Genomic DNA, 21,137 nt, shown 5'->3' with positions numbered 1-21,137 from the left:
GCGAGGGTGCCGTGTTCCAGAAGATCCTGATCGCCAATCGCGGCGAGATCGCGATGCGTGTCATCCGCGCCTGCCGCCTGCTCGGCATCCGCACGGTCGCGATCCACTCCGAGGCGGACGCCGCGGCGCTGCACGTCCGGTTCGCCGACGAGGCCGTGTGCGTCGGCCCGGCCGACGCGTCGAAGAGCTACCTCAACATCCCGCAGATCATCGCGGCCGCCGAGGTCACCGGCGCCGACGCGATCCACCCCGGCTACGGGTTCCTCTCGGAGAACGCGAAGTTCGCCGAGCTCTGCAAGAAGTGCCGCCTCACGTTCATCGGGCCGACCGCGGAGGCGATGCGGACGTGGGGCGACAAGGTCTCCGCGCGCGCGGTCGCCAAGCGCTTCGGCATCCCGATGCTCAGCGGCACCGGCGTGCTCACGAGCCCGGCGGACGCGGCCGAGCAGGCCGAGCGGGTCGGCTACCCCGTGATCCTGAAGGCCTCCGGCGGCGGCGGCGGCAGGGGCATGCGCATCGTCCGCCACGCCGGCGAGGTGCAGCGCTCGTTCGAGATCGCGACGCAGGAGGCCCTGAGCGGCTTCAAGAACCCGGACGTGTACCTCGAGCGCTACGTCGAGGCGCCGCGCCACATCGAGTTCCAGGTGCTGGCGGATCAGCACGGGGGCGTGTGGACGCTCGGCGAGCGCGAGTGCTCGCTCCAGCGCCGCCACCAGAAGGTGATGGAGGAGTCGCCGAGCCCGGCGATGGACCCCGAGAAGCGCGCCAGGATGGGCGAGATCATCCGGGCCGCGATCCTCGAGACCGGCTACACGGGCCTCGGCACGCTCGAGTTCCTCATGGACGAGCGCGGCGAGCTCTACTTCATGGAGATGAACACCCGCGTCCAGGTCGAGCACCCGGTCACCGAGATGGTGACCGGCGTCGATCTGGTCGCGCAGCAGATCCTCGCCGCCGCGGGCGAGCGCCTCACGCTGCCGGACACGCGCCCGTGGAGCTTCCGCGGCCACGCGATCGAGTGCCGGATCAACGCCGAGGATCCGCGCTCGTTCGTGCCGTGGCCCGGGCTCATCACCGAGTACCACTCGCCGGGCGGCGTCGGGATCCGCGTCGACTCCGGCGTGTACGGCGGCTTCCGGGTGCCGAGCTCGTACGACTCGCTGGTGGCCAAGGTGATCGCGCACGGCGCGAACCGGGCCGAGGCGATCGCGAGGCTCCGGTGCGCGCTCGACGAGTTCATCATCGGCGGCATTCGCACGAACATCCCGCTGCACCAGGCGCTGCTGCGGGATCCGGACGTCATCGAGGGCAACATCTCCACGCACACGATCGAGCGCGTGGTCTCTCAGGGCTTCTGACCGCGACGCACCGTCGCCTGCCCCGCCCCGGTCGGCCCGCGCCGCCATGACGCGCGCGGCCGCCCCTCGGCGCCGGCCGCGGCGGCGCGCGCGTCGCCGTGCGAGCGAGCGGCGCCCCGTCGCGCCGCCCGCCGCGAGCGCGCAACGCCTGCGCTCGCGGCGAGACGACCGCAGCGCGGGATCGACGAATGTTGCCCGGGAGACAGGTCGGAGGTACGCCCCGGTGCTAGTTTACGTCGCCCTCGAGATCGGGTGAGCAAACCCCTTGAAATAGAAAGCATTTGTCGCGGGTATGGAAGCGAACGCTGGAGTGCAGGCTGACTTCTCTTCGTGGGTGCAGGCGACCTCCGAGGTTTCCGAGCTCGAGCTCGGAATCCCTGGTTTCGGATACGCCGACCTCTTCGACCCGGCGAAGCTCGCCGAGCTGACGGAGCGCTTCGAGGACTACTTCCGCTCGTCGGACGAGGGCGCCTACGCGCGCTTCGACGCGTACCGTGCGTTCCTGCGGTCCGATCAGCCGGCCGCCTCCGGGGCCGCCGGCGACGCGGCCCGGCCCGCGCTCACGTCGGAGCAGGTCTCCGAGGCCCTGCTCGCGGCGGCGCCGTACGTCGGCCGCTTCGTTGCCAGGCTGTTCCGCGTCGAGCGCGAGGTGCAGGCGCAGATCGACGCGACCCTCGAGCGGAGCGTCCTCTGGGACTTCAAGCGCGAGTTCTCGAAGAAGCGGCTGTTCAAGCCGAGCGCCGGCAAGGCGTGGCAGGGCACGCCCGTCGAGGCGGCGCACGCGGCGCGGCGGTCGCTCGCGGCCATGGGCGCGCCGGCGAGCGTGCTCGACAGCGGCTCCGCCGCGGAGGAGCTCGCGATCGCGCGCGCGGCGCTCGCGCTGATCGAGGTCGACGAGATCGCGCGCAAGGCGGCCAAGGCCGGCGGCGCGCGGTGGACGGACGAGCTCCGCGGGCGCGCGGCGAAGGCGCGCGCCGCGCTGCGGGAGGACCCGTCGCTCGCGGCGCGCGTGGCGCAGGCGGTCGCGGTCGCGGGCGACGAGCCCACGGAGGCCGAGGACGCGGCGGTGGTCGCGTTCGCGCTCGACGCCCTCGAGGCATGGCTCGCGGCGCGCCGCGCGGACGAGCACGACCCGGCGCGGCGCTGGCCGACGCTCAAGGCGCCGCGCACGCTCGACCACCAGGCGCTCGTGCAGCTCCACCGCAAGCACGACGCGAGCGGCGGCGGCTCGGCCGAGCTCCTCGTCGGCCCGGAGCACCACCGGCGGGATCGCGACGGCTTCGCGCTGACCGACCGGCGCGCCGGCCCCCGCGAGGTCGAGAGCCAGGTCGACTACTGCCTGCTCTGCCACGATCGCGACAAGGACTCGTGCTCCAAGGGCCTGCGCGACAACAAGACCGGGGCGATCAAGTCGAACCCGCTCGGCGTCGAGCTCCACGGCTGCCCGCTCGACGAGAAGATCAGCGAGATGCACACGATGCGCGGGAAGGGCGAGTCGATCGCCGCGCTCGCGCTCGTCTGCCTCGACAACCCGATGTGCCCCGGCACCGGCCACCGCATCTGCAACGACTGCATGAAGGCGTGCGTCTTCCAGAAGCAGGATCCGGTGGACATCCCGCAGATCGAGACCGCGGCGCTCACCGACGTGCTGTCGCTCCCGTGGGGCCTCGAGATCTACGGCTTCCTCACGCGGTGGAACCCGCTCGACCCGCTGAGGCCGCACGCGCTCCCGTACAACGGGAAGAACGTGCTCGTCGTCGGCCTCGGCCCGGCGGGCTACACGCTGGCGCACCACCTCACGCGGCAGGGCTTCGCGGTCGCGGCGATCGACGGGCTCAAGATCGAGCCGCTGCCGGTCGAGCTCACGGGCGACGAGGCGCGCCCGCCGCGGCCGATCCGAGATTTCAAGCGCCTCTACACCGAGCTCGACGAGCGCGTCCTCCTCGGCTTCGGCGGCGTCAGCGAGTACGGGATCACCGTGCGGTGGGACAAGAACTTCCTCACCGTGCTCTACGTCACGCTCGCGCGGCAGCGCTTGCTGCGCATCTACGGCGGCGTGCGGTTCGGCGGGACTGTCGATCTCGACGACGCCTTCCGGCTCGGGTTCCACCACGTCGCGATCGCGGCGGGCGCGGGGCGGCCGACGATCATCCCGCTCAAGAACAACCTCGCGCGCGGCATCCGCAAGGCGTCGGACTTCCTGATGGCGCTGCAGCTCGCCGGCGCCTACAAGCGCTCGGCGCTCGCGAACCTGCAGGTGCGCCTGCCCGCGGTGGTGATCGGCGGCGGCCTGACCGCGATCGACACCGCGACGGAGCTCGCCGCGTACTACGTCGTGCAGGCCGAGAAGACGGCGGACCGGCTCGACGCGCTCGTCGCCGAGCGCGGCGAGGCCGCCGTCCTCGCGATGTTCGACGAGGAGGAGCGGGAGTTCCTGGCCGAGCAGCGGCGCCACGCCGAGGAGATCCGCGACGAGCGCGCGCGCGCCGCGCGCGAGGGGCGGCCGCCGCGGTTCCAGGGGCTCGTCGACGCGTGGGGCGGCGTCTCGCTGGTCTACCGCAAGCGGCTCATCGACTCGCCGGCCTACCGGCTGAACCACGAGGAGGTCGCCGCGTCGCTCGAGGAGGGCATCCGCTACGTCGAGAACCTCGCCCCGGTCGAGGCGGTGCTCGACGAGCGCGGGTGCGTCTCGTCGCTCGTGTTCGATCGCCAGGCGATCGTGGACGGCAAGTGGCGGAGCACGGGCGAGATGGTCACGATCCCCGCCCGCACCGTGTGCGTCGCGGCGGGGACGAGCCCCAACGTCACGTACGAGAAGGAGCGCCCGGGGTCGTTCGCGTTCGACAAGTGGCGGCAGTTCTTCCAGCCGCACCGCGCCTACGTCGGCGAGGACGGCGCGCTCAAGGTCGAGCCGGCCGCGGCGCGGGAGGGCTTCTTCACGAGCTACAACGACGGCGAGCACGCGGTGAGCTTCTACGGCGACAACCACCCGCACTACGCGGGGAGCGTCGTGAAGGCGATGGCGAGCGCGAAGGACGCGTACCCGTCGGTCGTCGCGCTCTTCCAGCGCGACATCGCGCGGCTCGGCGAGGAGCCGCAGGCGGCGCGCGACGCGCGGCGGCGCGACCTGTTCGCCCGCCTCGATCACGACTTCGTCGCGGTGGTCGAGCGCGTCGAGCGGCTGACGCCGACGATCGTCGAGGTGGTCGTGCGCGCGCCCGCGGCGGCGCGGAAGTTCGAGCCGGGGCAGTTCTACCGGCTGCAGAACTACGAGGTGAGCTCGCCGGTGATCCGCGGGACGCGGCTCGCGATGGAGGGGCTCGCGCTGACGGGCGCGTGGGTCGACAAGGAGAAGGGGCTGCTCTCGCTGATCGCGCTCGAGATGGGCGCGTCGTCGCGGCTGCTCGCGGCGCTGCGCCCGGGCGAGGAGGTCGTCGTGATGGGGCCGACCGGGACGCCGACGGACATCCCCGAAGGGGAGACCGTGCTGCTCGCGGGCGGCGGGCTCGGCAACGCCGTGCTGTTCTCGATCGCGAAGGCGCTCAAGGCGCGCGGCGATCGCGTCATCTACTTCGCCGGCTACCGGCGGGGCGAGGACCTCTTCAAGCAGGACGAGATCGAGGTGGCGACCGATCAGGTCATCTGGTGCACGGACGGCGGCGCGGAGATCCCCCCGCGGCGCCCCATGGATCGCCATTTCCGCGGCAACATCGTCCAGGCGATGCGGGCCTACGCCGAGCGGCACCTCGGCGGCGAGCTCGCGAGCCTCTCGGAGGTCCGGCGCATCATCGCGATCGGCTCGGACAAGATGATGAACGCCGTGCGCGAGGCGCGGCACGGCGTGCTGGCGCCGCACCTCGATCCGAAGCACGTGGGCATCGCGAGCATCAACTCGCCGATGCAGTGCATGATGAAGGAGGTCTGCGCGCAGTGCCTCCAGCGGCACGTGGATCCGGAGACGGGCAAGGAGACGCTGGTCTTCTCGTGCTTCAACCAGGACCAGCCCATCGACCACGTCGACTTCAAGAACCTCGCCGCGCGTCTCCGCGCGAACACGGTGCAGGAGAAGCTGTCGAACGCCTGGCTCGATCACCTGCTCGCCGAGCGCCCCGAGCTGCGGCACGTGTGACCGCGGCGCGGTCGGCGCCGTCGCCCGCTGGCGCGCGGCGGCGCCGTGTGGCCGTGCGCGTCGCGCTGGCGACCACGTGGTCGTGTGGCCGCGCGACCGCCGCCACGCGGCCGCGCGCGATCGCTCGGGTCAGCTACCGGTCGGCAGCTTGATCTTCGGCTCCTTGGGGTGGCGCCGGTACAGCAGGATCGTCCGGCCGAGGGTCTGCGCGATCTCGGCGCGGAGCCGCTCGGACAGGGACTCGGCGACGTCTCCGATGTCGTCGGGGCACTCGGTGCCCAGGCGTACCTTCACGAGCTCGTGCCGCTCCAGCGCCGTGTCGACGGCCGCGACCACGCCGTCGGTCAGGCCGGCCTTGCCGAGCTGCACGACCGCGTCGAGGTGATGCCCCAGCGCCCGGAGGTGGCGGCGCTGCTTTCCTTTGAGATCCAAAGCGTTCGGCCTTTCTTGGGCGCCCGCGCCGATCGGGTCCGTGCCTGGACCGCCGTCTCGCGGGCGCGCCGGGTCATACCGGCCCCAAGGCAAGAGGAAAAGGGGCGGGCGCGCCGCGCGGGCTCCGCAAGCCAACCGCCTCGACGTATAGGTGGGTGCATAGGGGCAAATGTGCGACGATTGTCGGCGTCCGCGCGAGCGGGCGGGGTGTTGTCGTCCGGCGCGCGTCTACCCAGGGAGCGGAGCGCGCGGTGCGGCGTCGCGCGCCGTCGCGCGCCGCGCAGGGATTTGCTTGACGTGGCCGCGCAACAGGCATCCCCTGGTTCTAGCGGCCGGCGTATCGACGGGGGCTCGAACGCTCGGATCGGCGGCAACATGGGCTCATCGAGCGAGCGAGAGGCGGTACCGGCGCAGGACGTGGATCTCCCTCGTCTGGACGAGGTGGCGGACCCGATCGAGCTCACGGTCCATGACGAGGTGAGCCCCTGCCCGTACCTCCCGGACGCCGAGGCGCGGATGCCGCTCCGGGTGCCCATCCGGCCGCTCACGCGCGCGGAGTTCGACCGGAGGCTGGTCGCGGGCAACCGTCGCCACGGCAAGCTGCTCTACCGCACCCAGTGCCCCTCGTGCCGCGCTTGCGAGCCGATCCGGATCCTCGTGCGCGACTTCGTCCCCGGGCGCACGCAGCGCCGGGTGCTCCGGCGGGGCGAGCAGGTGGTCGACGTCGAGATCGGCCCGCCCGTGACCACGCGGGAGAAGGTCGCGCTGTACAACCTGCACAAGCACGGCCGGGGGCTGATGCGCGACGACGGCCCCCTCGGCGCGGCGGGCTACGAGGCGTTCCTCGTGGACAGCTGCTGCGAGACGTTCGAGATGCGCTACCGCGTCGGCGGGCGCCTCGTCGGTGTCGCCGTCGTGGACCGGGGGCTGGAGTCGCTGTCCGCGGTCTACTCCTTCTACGATCCCGAGCTCGAACCGCTGAGCCCCGGCGTCTTCTCGATCCTGAAGCAGCTCGAGCTGTGCCGCTCGTGGGGTCTCCGGTACCTCTACCTCGGCCTCTACGTCGAGAAGTGCTCGCGGCTTGTCTACAAGGCGCAGTACCTGCCGCACGAGCGGCTCATCGACGGCCGCTGGCAGCGCTTCGACCGGCCCGCGTCCGCAGCGCCGTGACGCGAGCGCGCCCGGTGCCGGTCAGCGGTTCGACCGGCCTGTACTCGCGGCGCCGCGACCGGGGCGCGCCGCTGGATTTCGCGAGCGCTCCGATCCGAGGACGTGTCAAGAACGTGCCCATGCGGAACCGCGCCCTGGCGTTCACCTCCTGCGCTGTGCTCTCGGCCCTGCTCGCCGTCGCATGCGGCCAGACGAGACCGATCTTCGACCGTGGCGCCGGGGGCGCCGGGGGCGCCGGTTCGTCCGCGAGCGGGGAAGGGGGCGCGGGGGGAGCAGGCGGCGAGCCTGCCGCTGACGGCGGCGGCGGGGCCGGCGGCGATGGGAGCGCGGCCGGCGACGGTGGCGGGGCAGGGTAGGGGGCGCCGTATCGCCCGCGCCCGGTTGTATCCCCGCATCGCCGAGCCTAGACCGCTCGCGTGCACCCGCTCGCAGAGAAGGTCCTCGCCCGCGACACGCGCGCGACGGCGCGGGCCTGCCGGCTCGTCGACGATCGCGCCGGCGACCATGCCGCGATCCTGAAGGATCTCTTCCCGCACACCGGCCGCGCCTGGATCCTCGGCGTCACGGGCAACCCGGGGGCGGGCAAGAGCACGCTCACCGACCGGCTGATCGGCGCCTTCCGGAAGCAGGACCGCCGGGTCGCGGTGGTGGCGGTCGATCCCACGAGCCCGTTCACCGGCGGCGCCATCCTCGGCGACCGCATCCGCATGCAGGCGCATTTCGGAGACCCCGACGTGTTCATCCGTTCGCTCGCGACCCGGGGCGCCCTCGGCGGGCTGTCGCGCTCGGCGATGGATGTCGCGCGCGTGCTCGACGCATGGGGCGCCGACGTGATCCTGGTCGAGACCGTCGGGGTCGGGCAGGACGAGCTCGAGATCACGCGCATGGCGCACACCACCCTGGTCGTCGCGGCGCCCGGGATGGGCGACGAGGTGCAGGCCATCAAGGCGGGCATCCTGGAGTGCGCCGACGTCTTCGCCGTGAACAAGGCCGACCGGGACGGGGCCGACACGGCGGTGCGCGACCTGGAGCTCATGATCGCGCTCGGCGGCGAGGTGGCGAAGGCCTCGGGGCGGGCGCGCGGGCACAGCGCGGCGGCGCTCCACGCCCGCGCGGCGGACGCGGCAGATCCGCCCGGCGAGCCGCCGGAAGGGCCCTGGGTGCCAGCGATCGTGCGGACGGTGGCCACGCGCAACGAGGGCGTGGCGTCGCTCGTCGGGAAGCTGGAGGGGCACCGGGCCTGGCTGTTCGGGACCGAGGCCGGCGCGGCGCGCCGGGAGGAGCGCCTGCGCGAGGCCATGCACGTGCAGCTCCGCGACGCGCTCACCGACGCCGCGGTCGTCGTGCTCGGGCCCGCGCTCGAGGCGGCGGTGCACGCCGTCGCGCGACGCGAGATCGACCCCTACACGGCGTCGGAGCGGCTGGTCGAGGCGTTCCGTACCGGCGTCGTCACGCGAGGCACCGGAGCTTGAGCACGGCCGGAGCGGGCACCGGAGCCTGACCGCGGCCGCGCCGGTCGCCGCCTGGCGAACTCATGCATGGCGCGGTCGCTCGGGCCTCTCTCGCCCGGAGCGCTGCCATGCTCCTCGCTCGCCCTCTCCGGGCCATGGCTGCTCGGAATGTTCGTCGGATACAGCCTATCTGACGCACCGATCCAGCGCGTCTCTCTCGGCCTTGCAGGAGATATCCCACCTGTAGTCGCGGCAGATCCCGGTGTCGTCCTCGCACGCGATGAGCTCGTCGTACCTGTCGAGACAGCCGCGGCGATCCGCGTCTTCGTACCGGTAATCGTAGCGATCGAGGCACTCGTCGTACTCGCGATCGCTGCACCCCTCGCAGTCGCACTTGTAGTCGCAGAGATCGCTCTCCAGGCTGCCGCACCCGGCGGTGAGGAGACACGTGAGAGCGACGATCAGGTGCAAAGCCTTCATCGCCCGAGTCTACCTCGCGCCCTCGGCGCCAGGGCAATAACAAGCAGCAGCTCGCGGCGGGGGCGCGCGGAGCAGCGATGCGCCGCGCTGACCTGCGCCGCGGCTCCGCCGCGGCGCGCTCGATTCGCCACCTCCGCAGCGCGGGTGACGCTCACGGCTGCGCGTCGCGGCGACGAGGCGGGCGCGGCGGCTTGCGCCCCACGTTCTCCGCGCGAAACGCGCTCGGGCACGCGTCGCTGATCCCGCAGCCTCCGCACGCCGGCTTCCTGGCGAAGCAGATGCGGCGGCCGTGGAAGACCAGTGTGTGGGACACCATGTCCCGGTCACGCTGCGGGAAGAGCGCCCCGAGATCGCGCTCGATCTGCTCCGGCTTGTCGCTCTTCGTCCAGCCGAGCCGCTGCGCCAGGCGCTGCACGTGGGTATCGACCACCACGCCTTCCGGCGCTCCGAAGGCGACGCCGAGCACCACATTCGCTGTCTTGCGCCCGACGCCAGGCAGCTTGACGAACTCGGCGAGCGTCCTCGGCACCTCGCCGCCGTGACGCTCGATGAGGCCCCGCGCGAGCCCCACGATGTTCCTGGCCTTCTGGTTGAACATGCCCATCCCGAGCCGCCGGAGCAGCGCGGCGACCTCGGCGGGCTCGGCGCCGGCGAGCGCGCGGGCGTCGGGGTAGGCGCCGAACAGGTGCGGCGTCACCTTGTTGACCAGCACGTCCGTCGTCTGGGCGCTCAGCACGGTGGCCACGAGCAGCTCGAACGCCGACCTGTGATCGAGCTCGCAGTGCGCGTCCGGGTGCAGCGCGCGCAGCTCCGCGAACGTGGCCTGGGGCGGCGTGCTCGGCCGCGCGCGCGCAGGCGCCGACCGAGCCGCGGCGGTAGGCGCGGCCGCCCTCGCCCGGGCCGCCGCGGCCCCGGGCGGGCGGCGCGCGCTCCGTCCTGCGGGAGCCCCGCCCTGCGCGGGGCCGCGCTGCTTTGTCTCAGCTGACGAAGGCGCGCTTGCGCGTCTCATGCTCATCGAGGAGCTTCTCGACGCTCGCGAGGGCGTTCTCCACCGACTCCTGCACCATCTGCAGCACCGTCGTCGCCGAGCCCTTCAGCGCCTCGTAGTAGCGCTGCCGCTCGGTCGAGTGGATGATCGACGGGGGCAGGCCGGTGCGGAGCAGCAGCATGTTCATGAACAGCCTCGCGACCTTGCCGCTGTCGTTCGGGAACGGATAGACCCGGAGCAGATCGTAGTGCGCGCGCGCCGCGATCCGGATGCCGTTCCGCGTCTTCCGCGTCTCGGGGTCGTTCAGCCAGTCGATGATCTGCCGCACCTTGTAGGCGATCTTGTCCGGCGGAGCGTACTCGTGGAAGTAGAGCCGGTGCTGGGGGATATCCTTGCGGTATTTCACCGTCTTGATGTCCCCCTCCTCCGGATGGAGGATCAGGTACAGCTTCTTCACGCAGTCGATGGTGACCGGCGCCCGCTTGTTCTCGCCCTGCTCGCGCACATAGACGATGGCCTCCTTGTGGCGCCGGATGTCATCGTACGTCGGCTGAAGGCTCGAGTCCGTCACGAGCGGCGCCGGACCGCTGAGCGCCGCGCGCAGCTCGTCGAACGTGTAGACCACGCCTTCGAGCGCGCTGTCGTGGTAAATCCACGACATATCGAGGCTGTCGATGTAGCGCCGCCGGAAATCCTCCGTCTGCGCGTTCAGCCGCTGCTCGATGATCGCGCTGCGCTCCTCGATCGTGGCCCGCCGCGGGGGCGGCAGCATCGGCAGCGGCAGCGTGACGACCCGCGGCGGCTCCCGGAGCGGGACGCGGCCCGGCCGGCGTTCGATCGCGGCCGCGCCCTTCCCCTTCGTCCCGCCCGGCCGCGCGCTCTTCCTCTCGGAAACGGGCCTGTCGCTGGCTCGCTGCGGCCTATCGCTGGCGCGCTGCGGCCTGTCGCTGGCGCGCTGCGGCCTGTCGCTGGCGCGCTGCGGCCTGTCGCTGGCGCGCTGCGGCCTGTCGCTCGCGCGTTGCGGCCTGTCGCTGGCGCGCTGCGGCTTGTCGCTCGTCCGGCGCGGGCGCTCCGCCTCGACCGGCGCGGCCTGCTCCCCGCCGCCCCGGAGCTTCAGCCGTTCCTTGAGCTTCGGCTCCTCGGCGGACCTCAGCTTCTTCTTCTTGCGGAGCTTCGTGGGCTCGGCCGCCGGCGCCGCGAGCGCCCGCTCGGAGCGCGCGGCGACCTTCCTCCGGACGAGCCGCGGCTTCGCGACCTTGACCCGCGCGAGCCTCGGCTTCGTCGCCTTGGCCCGTACGACCCGCTTCTTCGCGGCCGCGCGCGTCGCCTTCTTCGCCTTCGCGGTCGCCCTGGTCTTCGCCGCCCTCGGCTTCGCGGCCCTGCCCCGCGTCACCCTGGCCTTCGCGACCCTGGCCCTGGCGGTCTTCGCCCGCGTCGCCCTGGCCTTCGTCGCCCTGGCCTTCGCCGCCCTCGCCTTGACCTTGGTCGCCCTGGCCTTCGCCCGGGCCTTGGTGGTCCTCAGCTTGGCGGCGGCGCGCGTCGACCTCGCCTTCGTCCTGGCGGCTGTCTTCCTCGCCTTCGACGCGCCGGCCCGCTTCGCGGCGGCGCGCGTCGTCTTCTTCGCCTTCGCGGCCGCCGTTTTCTTCCTGGCGGTCGTGCGGGTCGCCCGCGCCGGGGTGCGCGTTGCCTTGCGCCGCGCCGGGGCCGCCGATTTGCGGGTGGTCGCCCGCTTCGTCGTCGCTTTCCGGCGCTTGGCCGCCTTCACGGCCGAGGTGCGTCGCGCAGCAGGACGAGAGGCCGCGGCTTTCCGCTTCGGCTTGCGCGCGGTCGAACGGGCGGCAGGTTTCGCCTTCCGCGTCCGCGCCGTCGAGGCAGATCGCCTCGAGCTTGCCGCGCTCGCCTTGGTCGCTCTCTTCCGGTCTTTTTTCGAAGTTTTTCGGGTCTTCTTTGCCGCCATGGGCGTGCTTTCACACAATCGCTCAGGCTGCCCGCTGCGACGCTGCGGCGAGCTAACATACGATCCAAAAGGGCCTAATGCCGGCCCGCAGCCTAGCAATTTGAGGATTTATCCGTCAACCAGTCCGGTGCGGAAGTCTGCCGAGAGCGACTTCCCTGGGGCTGGATCGACGCTGATCCAGCTAGCACGCGCCGCCGGACGGCGCCCGCGGCGGCGCGGGGCCGCCGGGGCAGCCCTGCGGGCGAGAGGCGGCTTCAGGCCGGGATCGCGCGGCGCGGCGCTCAGCTGTCGACGTTGATCCCGAGCCGCTGCCGGACCGCGAAGTACTCCTCGCTGACGGCGAAGAGCAGGAGCTCCTTGAGCCGCTCCTTCTGGGTCACGGCGGCGCTCGCGTCGTCCGCCGCCTTGATCATCTCCTGCGCCAGCTCGAGATCGTTGGCGAGGAGGAACCCGGCGCGGTCGGCGGTCAGGTCGATCCCGGACACCCAGCGCTTCAGGTCGATGGCGCCGGCCTGGAGGAGCTTGGTCACGATGCTCGCGAGCTGATCGCGCGCCGGCCCGACGATGATCGGATCGAGGACCGACAGGTTCTCCATCACCGGCCCCTCCAGCTCCTTCGTGATCGGGAACGTGGGCGAGATCAGCTTGATCGCCGCGAACAGCCAGGCCCGCAGGCCGGTGCCTGTCGGCACCAGGTGGCGGAGGTACATGCCCGGCCGGTAGTAGGTGAGGTGGCGGGCCGCGATGAACGCCGCGGCCTGGGTCGGCAGTTCCATCTGGAGCGCCGCGGCGCCGAGCACGATCGCCGGCACGTGCGCGTGGAGGAACGAGACCCCCCCGCCGTCGTTCGGGTTCTGGAACGTCAGCGGGGGCTCGAGGCCGAGCACGCCCGCGGCGTAATTGAGCGTCTGCGACATCGGGTAGGGGTGGCGCGCGAGGTCGATCTGGTAGGCGAGCTGGTAGCCGAGCTCCTCGAGGGGCTGCCCGTTCTTCCTCAGCACGGCCGGCTCGATGACGCCGAAGATGGCGGTCAGGAGCGGATCCGCGTCCGGGTGGGTGAGCCCGGTCGTCCACCCCTCCTCGTCGAGCGGCTGCTGCGCGGCGGCGACGTTGTCCGGGCGCAGGCGCCGGAAGAAGCGCTCCTCGTCCGGCTCGGCCGCGCTCAGGCAGCAGAGCGCCTGGCAGAGGCAGAAGGCGGCGTCGGCCCGCTTCGTCTCGGTGTACAGCTTCCGCAGCAGCCGGTACGCGTCCGGCCGGTACGGGTTGCGCCGCACGATCGGGAGCTGCGCGGCCACCGCCTTGTCCAGGTACTGCGCCGGGTTGCTCGCGTAGAGGCTCGCGAGGAGCTCGTTCCGCTCGTCGTTGTCCGGATCGAGCGTCTGCGCCGCCTCGTAGGCGTCGATCGCGTCGCTCATCCAGCCGAGCTTGTCCTTGTAGAGGGCGCCCAGCCGGTCGAACGTCTCGAGCATCTTCGCCGTGTCGTTCTCCTCCGTCGCCCGGTCGAGCTCGACCTTGAGCAGGCGCTCCACGTCCTCGTGGTCACCCTTCTCGCCGCGGAGCTCGATCGCCTCCGCGAGCGCGCGGGTGAGGGACGGGTCGAGCTCGAGGACCTCGTCGTAGAACCGGGCGGCCCGGTCGAGATCGCCGAGCTGCCGGGCGCTCACGATCGCCGCTGTGTGCAGGTACTTCGCCTTCTGCCGCCGGTCGTCGATCTTGGCGGCGAGCTTCAGGACGATGTCGATGAGCTTCGACCAGTCCTTCTCCTCGCTGTAGAGCTGCATCAGCTTCGTGAGGATCTTCCGGTCGTCCGGGCGCTCGTCGAGCGCGGCCACGTAGCTCTTCGCGGCGCGCGTCCGGTCGTTCAGGTGCGTCGCCAGGAGATCGCCGATCTCGAGCAGGAGCGCGCTCCGCTCGTCGCCGGTCACCACGTCGAGCCGCCGGTGCTTGAGGCGCACGACCTCTTCCCAGTCCCCCTTGGCCTCGAAGACCCTCGAGAGCAGGGCGAGCGGGGCAGGGGACTCCGGGATGAGATCGGCGGCCTCGTTCAGCGGCCCGACCGCGCCGCCCGGGTCGCCGGCCGCGAGCCTCGCCTCGCCGAGGCGCAGCAGGGCGTCCGCCCGCTCCCGCTCCGGGAGGCCGGCGCCGAAGCGCTCCACGAGCCCCTCGTAGAGCTCCGCGGCCTCCCTGGCCCGGCCCGCGTCGAGGTTGACCTTCGCGGCGCGCGAGATCGCCGCCGGATCGTCGGGCGCGAGCGCCAGCAGCGCCTTCACGGTGCCGATCGCCTTGCCGCTCGATCCGCTCTTGCTGAGCGCGTCGACGTAGCGGAAGAGCAGCTTGAGCCCCTGCTCCCTCGGGAGCGCGTCGACCCGGTTCGCCAGCGACTCGAAATGCCGCGCCGCCTCGAGGAAGCGGCCGGCCTCGAACGCGAGATCGCCCGAGATCATGAGCCCCAGCACGCTGGTCGGGTCGAGGTCGACGGCCCGCGTGGCCGCCTCCGCGGCGCGCGCGTCGTCCTTCAGGCGCTCCCGGAGCAGGAGCGCCATCTCGCCGTAGAGCCGGGCCTTCGCGAGGTTGCCCTCGGCGGCCTCGGCCTCGCGCGCGATGAGCTCGACGGCGCTCGTCGCGTCGCCCCGGGCGAGGTAGGCCGCGCGCAGCGCCGAGCTCGCGCCCGCGCTGTGCGGCTGCGCGTCGAGGGCCATCTTGTAGCGCTCGATCGCCCCGTCCCGGTCGCCCTTCTCCTCGAGCATCTTCGCCGCCCGGATCCAGAGATCGGCCCGGCTCTCCGCCGTCTTGGCCGTCGCCGCGAGCGACTCGATCGCGCTGAGCGCCGCCGCCGCGTCGCCGGTCGCGGCCCGCACGTGCGCCAGCGACTCGAGCGCCCCGGCGTGGTGCGGATCGATCGCGAGCACCCGCTCGTACGCCTTGCGGGCGCGCTCGGGCGAGCCGATCTGCTCGAGCAGCACGCGCCCCATCGCGAGCAGGATCTCCTCGCGGCGCTTGTCGTCGGGGACGATGCCGAGCTGCCGCTCGTAGAGGGCCACCACGTCCTCCCAGCGCTCGAGGGCGCGGTAGTGCCGCCCGAGCGCGGCGAGCGAGCCCTCGTGCGCGCCGTCGATCCGGAGGATCGCCTCGAGGGCCTCGGCCGCCTTCGCGTGGTCGAGGAACTCCTCGTCGTAGAGGCCCGCGATCCGCTCGTGGAGGTTGATCTTCTGGCGCGGCGTCGCGCTGACGTCGATCTGCCGCTCCAGGTTCCGGAGGAGCTCCGTGTAGCGCCCGGCGCGGCTGTAGATGCGGTCGAGCCCGCGCAGGGCGGTGAGGCTGGTCGGATCGAGCTCGAGCGCCGCCTCGTAGCGGCGCGTCGCCTCGCCCAGATCGCCGAGCCGGTCCTCGTAGAGCTCGGCGAGCTTGCACATCGCCTCGACGCGCTCCTCGCCCCGCAGCGCCTCCGCGCGCCGCTCGAGGATCTTCGCGTAGCCGGCGTGGTCCTCGATGCGCCGGTAGATCCTGAGCAGCGCGTCGCACGTCCTCGCGTGCCCGGGGTCCTCGGCGAAGATCTGCTCGTACAGGTCGCGCGCGCGGCCCGCGTCGTTCAGCTTCGTCTCGAGGAGCTCGGCGGCCGCGGCGCGGAGATCGCGCGCCTCGCCGGGGGTCGCGGCGCGGTCGGCCCGCGAGAGCAGCACCTGGACGAGCTCCTGCCACTGCTGGGCGCGGCGGTAGACCTGCGTGAGCCCCTCCAGCGCCTTCTCGTTCGCCGGATCGAGCCCGAGCACGAACTGGAAGCACGGGATCCCGAGGTCCGCCCGCGCGACCTTCTCCGCGTACCAGGGCCCGAGCCGGTTGAAGAGCGCGATCTTCGGCTCCGGGGCCATCGCCTCGTCGGTGCTCGCCTGGCTCAGGATCTGGAGCGCCTCGGCCCAGATCTTCATGTCGCTGCCGGCCGCGCGCTCCAGGTCGACGGCGTACGCGTCCTGCTCGGGGTCCTGGGCGAGCGCCTGGGCGAACGCGAACACCCCCTGGTCCTTGTCGTCGAGCTCCCGCACGTACAGGTGCCCGATCTCGTTGAGCGCCCGGGCGCGCTCGCCCGCGCTCTCGGCCTTCTCGCTGCGCTGGAGGAGCATCTCCACGAGCTCCTCGTGCTTGCCCAGCGCCTTGCGGAGCTCCTCGAGCGCGCTGAACGCGATGTCGTCGCCGGGATCGCGCTCGAGCAGGCCCACGTAGATGGCCTCCGCCTTGTCGTGGAGCTTGCCCTTCTCGTAGATCCGGGCCGCCCGGAAGTGCAGGAGCTTCTTCGCCGCGGGCGCCTCGGCGCCGCCCTCGGCCCCGGCCTCGCCCGCGTCGACCTGATCGGCGGCCATCGCGAGCGCCTCCGCCACGCGCCCCGGGTCGGCCCCCTGGTCGACGGTCGCCTCGACCGCGAGCGCGAGGTCCGCGTCGGTCGGGCTCGCGACCAGCCGATCGATGAGCTCGTCGAGCTGGGCCTCGCTGATCGTCGCCCCCTTCTGCGGCGGCTTGCCGAGCAGCTCGACGGCGTCGAGCGCCGCGCGCGCCTCCCTCGGCCGGGCGTCCGGCGTCTTGGCGAGCAGGCGCCCCGAGAGCTCGTCGACGTCCTTGCCGGACCACCCGCGCGGCGCGGCCGCGCTCGGCGCGGGCGGCGGCTCGGTGAGGTGCGCGACGGCGACGTCGACCGCGGCCGCGCCGGAGAACACAGGCTTGCCCGTGAGGAGCTCGAAGAGCAGCACGCCGAAGGCGTAGAGATCGCTCGACGGCCCGGCGACCTCGCCGCGCAGCTGCTCGGGGCTCGCGGTCCTGACGAGCTCGGGGCTCGCCCACCCGGCGCCGAGCCGGTCGCCGCCCACGTCGACGAGGACGGGCAGCGGCTGCCCGTCCTCGTCGCGCGCGACGATCACGTTCTCCAGCTTGAGCGCGCCGTGGACGAGGCGCTGGGCGTGCAGCGCGGCGAGCCCGCTCAGGATCCCGCGGAGCAGCGGCCTGGCCTCGTTGATGTGGAGCGGCCCCGACCGCGCGAGGCGCGCCGAGAGCGGCAGCCCGTCGATGTGCGCGTACGCCACGAACGCGCGGCCGCCCACGAGACCGGCCTCGACGCCGCTCGCCAGGTTCTCGTGGCGCACCTGCGCGGCCAGGCGGACGTGGGTGAGGAACCTGCGCACCGCCCGGCTGTCGCGCGTCGCCTCGCGCCGGAGCACCTTGAGCGTCCGCGGCTCGGTGCCCCGGGTCGCCGCATAGACGAGGCCCCGCGGCCCTTCGCCGATTTTTCTCGTGATGACGAAGTCCCCGAACGTCTCGCCGGCCGCGAGCTCCTCGGGCAGGCTCAGCCCCTGGGCGCCGAGGGCGCGGACGCGGGCGTCGACCTCGGCCCGCGAGGCGACGACGGCGTCGATCAACGCCTCGATGGCGTCGACCTCGACGCAATGGTCCGTGAGCGCGCGCGCGAAGGAGGCCTTGGAGGCGCCGCCGCCGATGTCGGCCGGGTTGAAGCCGAGGAGGTCGGACGACAGGGCCATCATTTCATCAAGCGAGAAGAGGCGCTCGAGCTCGCCTCGGACGATATCAATGGACATGGGTCTCCTCGGGACGAGCCCTCGTGCCAGCGTGCGCGCGGCGCTGCGGACCTGCCGGACGGCGGGCGTGCGTCATGCTAGCGAAGCTTGCGGCGCCATGCGACCTTCGACGACGTCCTGTGTCGCTGGCGCCGCAGGTGGTGGTCGCGGCGCGGACGCGCCCGCGTCGGTCGACCGGGACGCCTTCAGCAGGGCGCGCGGCGCTGCGCGCGGCCGCCGCGCGCGCCATGCTGCTGCGCGCGCCGCGCTGGCTGGCTGACCAGGCGAGAGCCGGTGGGAGTCAACGCGGAGTTGCAGGAACGTTGGAGGAAAGTTGACAAGATTGCCGGTGACGTGCGAGCGGATGTCTGTGCGTCGAATAGCGCAGTTCCTGGAGCGGACCCTCCCCATCGCGGTGCTGGTCGTGGCGGTGGTGGGCGCTCCGATCATGATCTTCTCGCCTCACGGCCTGCCGCGCCTCCGGGAGCTCGAGAGAGAGCTCGCCGACGTCGAGGAGGAGAACGCCGAGCTCGGGAGGCAGATCGAGGCGCTCCGCGGCAGGGTGGCGCGCCTCCGCGACGACCCGACCGCCGTGGAGCGGATCGCGCGCGACAACCTGGGTCTCGTCAGGCAGAGCGAGGTTGTCTTTCAGTTCTCCCGCTGAGGACTCGAGGTTTCACAGCCCCCTCCGAGCGCTGTTGTCGGATCGATCACCGCGGCTCCTGCGGGGAGCGCCCGGCGTGATCACGTGAGCTCGCCCGGCGGGCACCCTCGCGCCGCCGGCCGCCTGCTGCCCGGCGAGGGGCCAGGCGCGCTCACGCACGCGCGCTCTGCCGATCCATCCCGCGCGCTCTCCTTATAGAAAGATCTGCCGGCGGCCTCCCGAGGCCCCGGCGCCCCTCGCGACCGCGCGCCGCGCGCCCGCTGCGTCCTTTCTGGTATCGTGGCGCGAGTGTCGCTAGACCTGGGCCGCCTCCTCATCTCCGCCGGCGCCGTCTCCAAGGCTGAGGTCGAAGCCGCCCTCTTCGTGGCGGTCCTGCGGGGCATCTCTTTCCCTCGCGCCCTCATCGATCGCGCGGCGATCAGCGAGCGCGCCCTCGAGGAGGAGCTCGATCGCCGCGGCGGCCTCGCGTTGCGGCAGGTCGTCGGCGCCCGCGAGCTCGTCGCGCGCCTGCCGCGCGCCATGTGCCGCCGCCTCGGCGCCGTCCCGATCCGCGTCGACCCCGGCGTCGGCACCGTCGATGTCGCCGCCGCCGATCCGCTCGATCGCCACATCGCCGACGAGTTCAGCTTTCACCTCGGCGCCCCGGTGCGGATCGTCCGCGCGCCGATCACCGCGATCGAGGAGGCGATCCGCGCCCTTGAGCTCGACGAGCGCGAGCAGGTCCCGGTCCGCTCGCGCCGGGCGACCCCGGCATTCCCCCACGGCGCGCCGCAGTCGACCATCCCGCCGCCGCCGTCGTACGAGGTGCCGATCCCGCTCATCCGGCGCGCCTCGGTGCCCTCCTTCGACGAGCCGAGCCTGGCCGAGCCGGAGGTCGCCCCCGCTGGTCGCCGTGGCCGGGCGCACAACGGCCACGCCCTGCTGGCCGACGCGCCCCCGCCGCAGGAGGATCCGATCCTGCCGCTCCGCCACGCCAAGGCCGCGCCCAGCGCGCCCGCCTCGTCGTCCTTCTCGTCGGTCGCGCGGCGCCCGCTGGACGTCGAGCGCGGCCCCGGCGCGGGCGGGGCCGCGCTGCGCGCCCGGGCGACCGAGCCGCCTGCCGTCTCGTTCCCGCCGCCTCCGCCGGTCGAGATCTCCCCGCCCTTCAAGCTGCTCGCCTCGATCATGCCCCAGAGCTCGCCCGGCCCCGACAGCGGGCGGGACAGCGCCGGGCGGGAGCCGGCGCCCTCCACGCGGCGCCTCGGCCGGTTGCCGCTCGACGCGGCCTCCGGGCTCGCGCCGTCGTCGGCGCGCCGGGGCTCCGCCGACGCGGACGGCCTCTCGGCGCGCGGCGGCGGCCGTCCGGAGAGCGCCGCGCCGCTGTCGAACAGGCGCTCCGGGCGGCTCCCGGCGCTGCCCCCCGCGCCCGAGCCGGATCTCTCCGACGCGCTCGACGACGACCCGCCGCCGCAGCCCTTCGTCGATCTGAGCGACGTCATCGACGCGCTCTACCTCGCGCGCACGCGCGACGATGTCGTCCGGCTCGCGCTGCGGGGGCTGCGCCTTCTCGCGGTGCGCGTCGCGATCTTCGCCGCGCACCGCGGGGTGTTCCGGGGCTTCGCCTGCAACGCGGAGTTCGGCGACCAGGAGGCGCTGCGGAAGCTCACCCTTCCGATGGACCAGCCGAGCGTCCTCGCCACGGCGGTGGCGACCCACCTCTACGTGGGCCCGATCCCCGGCACGCCCACCCACGCCCCGTTGCTCGACGTCATGGTCAACCCGAGCCTCGACGTCGCCGCCGTCTCGGTCCAGGTCGTCGGCCGGCCCGCGATGATCCTGGTCGCCGATCGGATCATCGACGCCTCGAGCGGCTCGCGCCGGATGGTCGAGCTCGCGCGCGCGGTCGGCGAGGCGTTCAGCCGGATCCTGTCCGCGCGCGGGTGAGCTGCCGCGCGACGCCGTCTCGGCCAGCGGCGACGCGGCCACGGCGATCCGGCGCGCTCCACACCGCCGCGGCGGAGGAGCAAGGCGTCGCGCGCGACCCGCTCGGCGGCGCCGCCGAGGACGACGCGGCCGCGGAGCACGTCGCGCGCGGAGCGTCGCTCGATCGCGCAGCGCGCTCGATCGCGCTCCTCTGCGGCGTGCTCGCTCGCCGAGCGTGAGGTGCCGGCGCGGATCGCGTTCGCCATCAGCGGCCGCGGGGGCGGCGCGTGTCAGGTGGAGCATGTAGAGCGCGTCGGGAGGATCTCCCTGAGCGCGTCGGGACAGGCTCGTGGAGCGCATCAGGATGATCTCCCTGAGCGCATCGGGAGTCGCTCGCAGGCACATCAGGGCGCTGCGGATCGCGTGCATGCGCGCACACCTCGAGCGCCCGACGCGCCCCACGCCGGAGACGCTCGCGCGCAGCGACGCCGCGGCCCGCGGCGACGAACTCGAGCCGCGCCTTCTCGACGCCGCGATCGCAAGCGCGACCGTCGCCGTGATCTGCGACGCGCGGCGCGTGGTCGCGGGCGAGCGTTGGACACGCCGACCCGCTGAACTGAACGCTGGTCATCGAAGCCGGTGCCCGCCAGAGCGCGGCGCCTCGGCGGTCGCATCGCGGTTGCATCTGCGGCGCGACCGCGCCCGGTCGACGGCGCGACGCTGCGCCTTCGTTTGCCGCTGTTTCTGCGCTCGCGGCCGCGTCTTCGTGCGTGCCGTGCGCAGCGCCGCCGGCAGCGCGACGCGGGCAGCGCCGCGCCGCCGCGTTGCAGACATGCGCGCCTTGGCTTTCATCTACGCAACCCAGACAGGAAAATCCCGATGCTTGTCGCCCTGCAAGTGCGCGTTGCCCGAACTCAAGAGGTGTGATTTTCCAGTGTATCTGTTCGACGCGATCCGTGTCCTTCGAGTGAAGCAAGAATTTTCTTGTGAGAGGAGAACCTCGTACGCTCCTTTCGAAATTTTTTACAATTCCGAACCCTTTTTATGA

General features: G+C 72.7%; 13 protein-coding genes. 8 read left to right on the top strand and 5 right to left on the bottom strand.

Going from position 1 to position 21,137, the window contains the following annotated elements; translation table 11 throughout:
* The first annotated feature begins 11 nt into the window (after window positions 1–11).
* The gene (accC, locus tag WME76_RS16635) at window positions 12–1,358 is read left to right on the top strand and encodes an acetyl-CoA carboxylase biotin carboxylase subunit (protein ID WP_437291734.1); all 1,347 of its coding nucleotides are present in this window, start codon (window positions 12–14) and stop codon (window positions 1,356–1,358) included.
* Window positions 1,359–1,650: 292 nt separating this feature from the next.
* Window positions 1,651–5,487 carry an FAD-dependent oxidoreductase gene (locus tag WME76_RS16630; protein ID WP_437961075.1) on the top strand — a complete coding sequence of 1,279 codons (3,837 nt, stop codon included), beginning with the start codon at window positions 1,651–1,653 and terminating at the stop codon, window positions 5,485–5,487.
* A gap of 129 nt (window positions 5,488–5,616) precedes the next feature.
* On the opposite strand, the gene yhbY is transcribed toward WME76_RS16630, so the two are convergent.
* Window positions 5,617–5,919 (bottom strand): ribosome assembly RNA-binding protein YhbY, encoded by a 303-nt coding sequence (gene yhbY / locus WME76_RS16625; RefSeq protein ID WP_437961074.1) that lies wholly within the window; start codon window positions 5,917–5,919, stop codon window positions 5,617–5,619.
* Window positions 5,920–6,294: 375 nt separating this feature from the next.
* On the opposite strand from yhbY, the gene WME76_RS16620 reads away from it, so the two are divergent.
* Window positions 6,295–7,089, top strand: a complete 795-nt coding sequence (locus tag WME76_RS16620) for an arginyltransferase (RefSeq protein WP_437961073.1) — start codon at window positions 6,295–6,297, stop codon at window positions 7,087–7,089.
* A 416-nt stretch (window positions 7,090–7,505) separates the two neighbouring features.
* Window positions 7,506–8,561: a methylmalonyl Co-A mutase-associated GTPase MeaB gene (gene meaB / locus WME76_RS16615; RefSeq protein ID WP_437961072.1), complete on the top strand. Its 1,056-nt coding sequence runs from the start codon at window positions 7,506–7,508 to the stop codon at window positions 8,559–8,561.
* Window positions 8,562–8,726: 165 nt separating this feature from the next.
* Here meaB and WME76_RS16610 read toward each other — a convergent pair whose 3' ends face one another.
* The 3 genes from WME76_RS16610 to WME76_RS16600 all read right to left on the bottom strand — a co-directional run bounded on the left by WME76_RS16610 (window position 8,727) and on the right by WME76_RS16600 (window position 10,780).
* A complete protein-coding gene (locus tag WME76_RS16610) occupies window positions 8,727–9,020 on the bottom strand; it encodes a hypothetical protein (RefSeq protein WP_437961071.1) in 294 nt (97 codons plus the stop codon).
* A 151-nt stretch (window positions 9,021–9,171) separates the two neighbouring features.
* Window positions 9,172–10,029 carry an endonuclease III gene (nth, locus tag WME76_RS16605; RefSeq protein WP_437961070.1) on the bottom strand — a complete coding sequence of 286 codons (858 nt, stop codon included), beginning with the start codon at window positions 10,027–10,029 and terminating at the stop codon, window positions 9,172–9,174.
* Entirely contained in the window at window positions 9,998–10,780 is a 783-nt protein-coding gene (locus WME76_RS16600) for a Fic family protein (RefSeq protein ID WP_437961069.1), read from the bottom strand. Before WME76_RS16600 ends, nth begins: the two co-directional genes overlap by 32 nt.
* Here WME76_RS16600 and WME76_RS16595 point away from each other — a divergent pair.
* Window positions 10,731–12,263: a hypothetical protein gene (locus WME76_RS16595; protein WP_437961068.1), complete on the top strand. Its 1,533-nt coding sequence runs from the start codon at window positions 10,731–10,733 to the stop codon at window positions 12,261–12,263. The two genes, WME76_RS16600 and WME76_RS16595, sit on opposite strands and share 50 nt — an antisense overlap.
* On the opposite strand, the gene WME76_RS16590 is transcribed toward WME76_RS16595, so the two are convergent.
* Window positions 12,247–17,544: a protein kinase domain-containing protein gene (locus WME76_RS16590; RefSeq protein WP_437961067.1), complete on the bottom strand. Its 5,298-nt coding sequence runs from the start codon at window positions 17,542–17,544 to the stop codon at window positions 12,247–12,249. The genes WME76_RS16595 and WME76_RS16590 overlap by 17 nt on opposite strands.
* Before the next feature lie 343 nt (window positions 17,545–17,887).
* Between WME76_RS16590 and WME76_RS16585 the strand changes: the two genes are divergently transcribed.
* The 3 genes from WME76_RS16585 (at window position 17,888) to WME76_RS16575 (ending at window position 21,137) form a co-directional block, all read left to right on the top strand.
* Window positions 17,888–18,187, top strand: a complete 300-nt coding sequence (locus WME76_RS16585) for an FtsB family cell division protein (RefSeq protein ID WP_061616096.1) — start codon at window positions 17,888–17,890, stop codon at window positions 18,185–18,187.
* Window positions 18,188–18,475: 288 nt separating this feature from the next.
* Window positions 18,476–20,110, top strand: a complete 1,635-nt coding sequence (locus tag WME76_RS16580) for a hypothetical protein (protein WP_437961066.1) — start codon at window positions 18,476–18,478, stop codon at window positions 20,108–20,110.
* 406 nt (window positions 20,111–20,516) lie between these two features.
* Complete coding sequence (locus WME76_RS16575; protein WP_437961065.1) at window positions 20,517–21,137, top strand: hypothetical protein; 621 nt, start codon at window positions 20,517–20,519, stop codon at window positions 21,135–21,137.

Origin of the sequence: Sorangium sp. So ce119 (genome assembly GCF_051524405.1) — a bacterium.
GTDB classification, from domain to species: Bacteria; Myxococcota_A; Polyangia; order Polyangiales; family Polyangiaceae; genus Sorangium; species Sorangium cellulosum_G.
The sequence above is the reverse complement of the archived record's forward strand: the minus strand, read 5'-3'. Positions and strand labels throughout refer to the sequence as shown.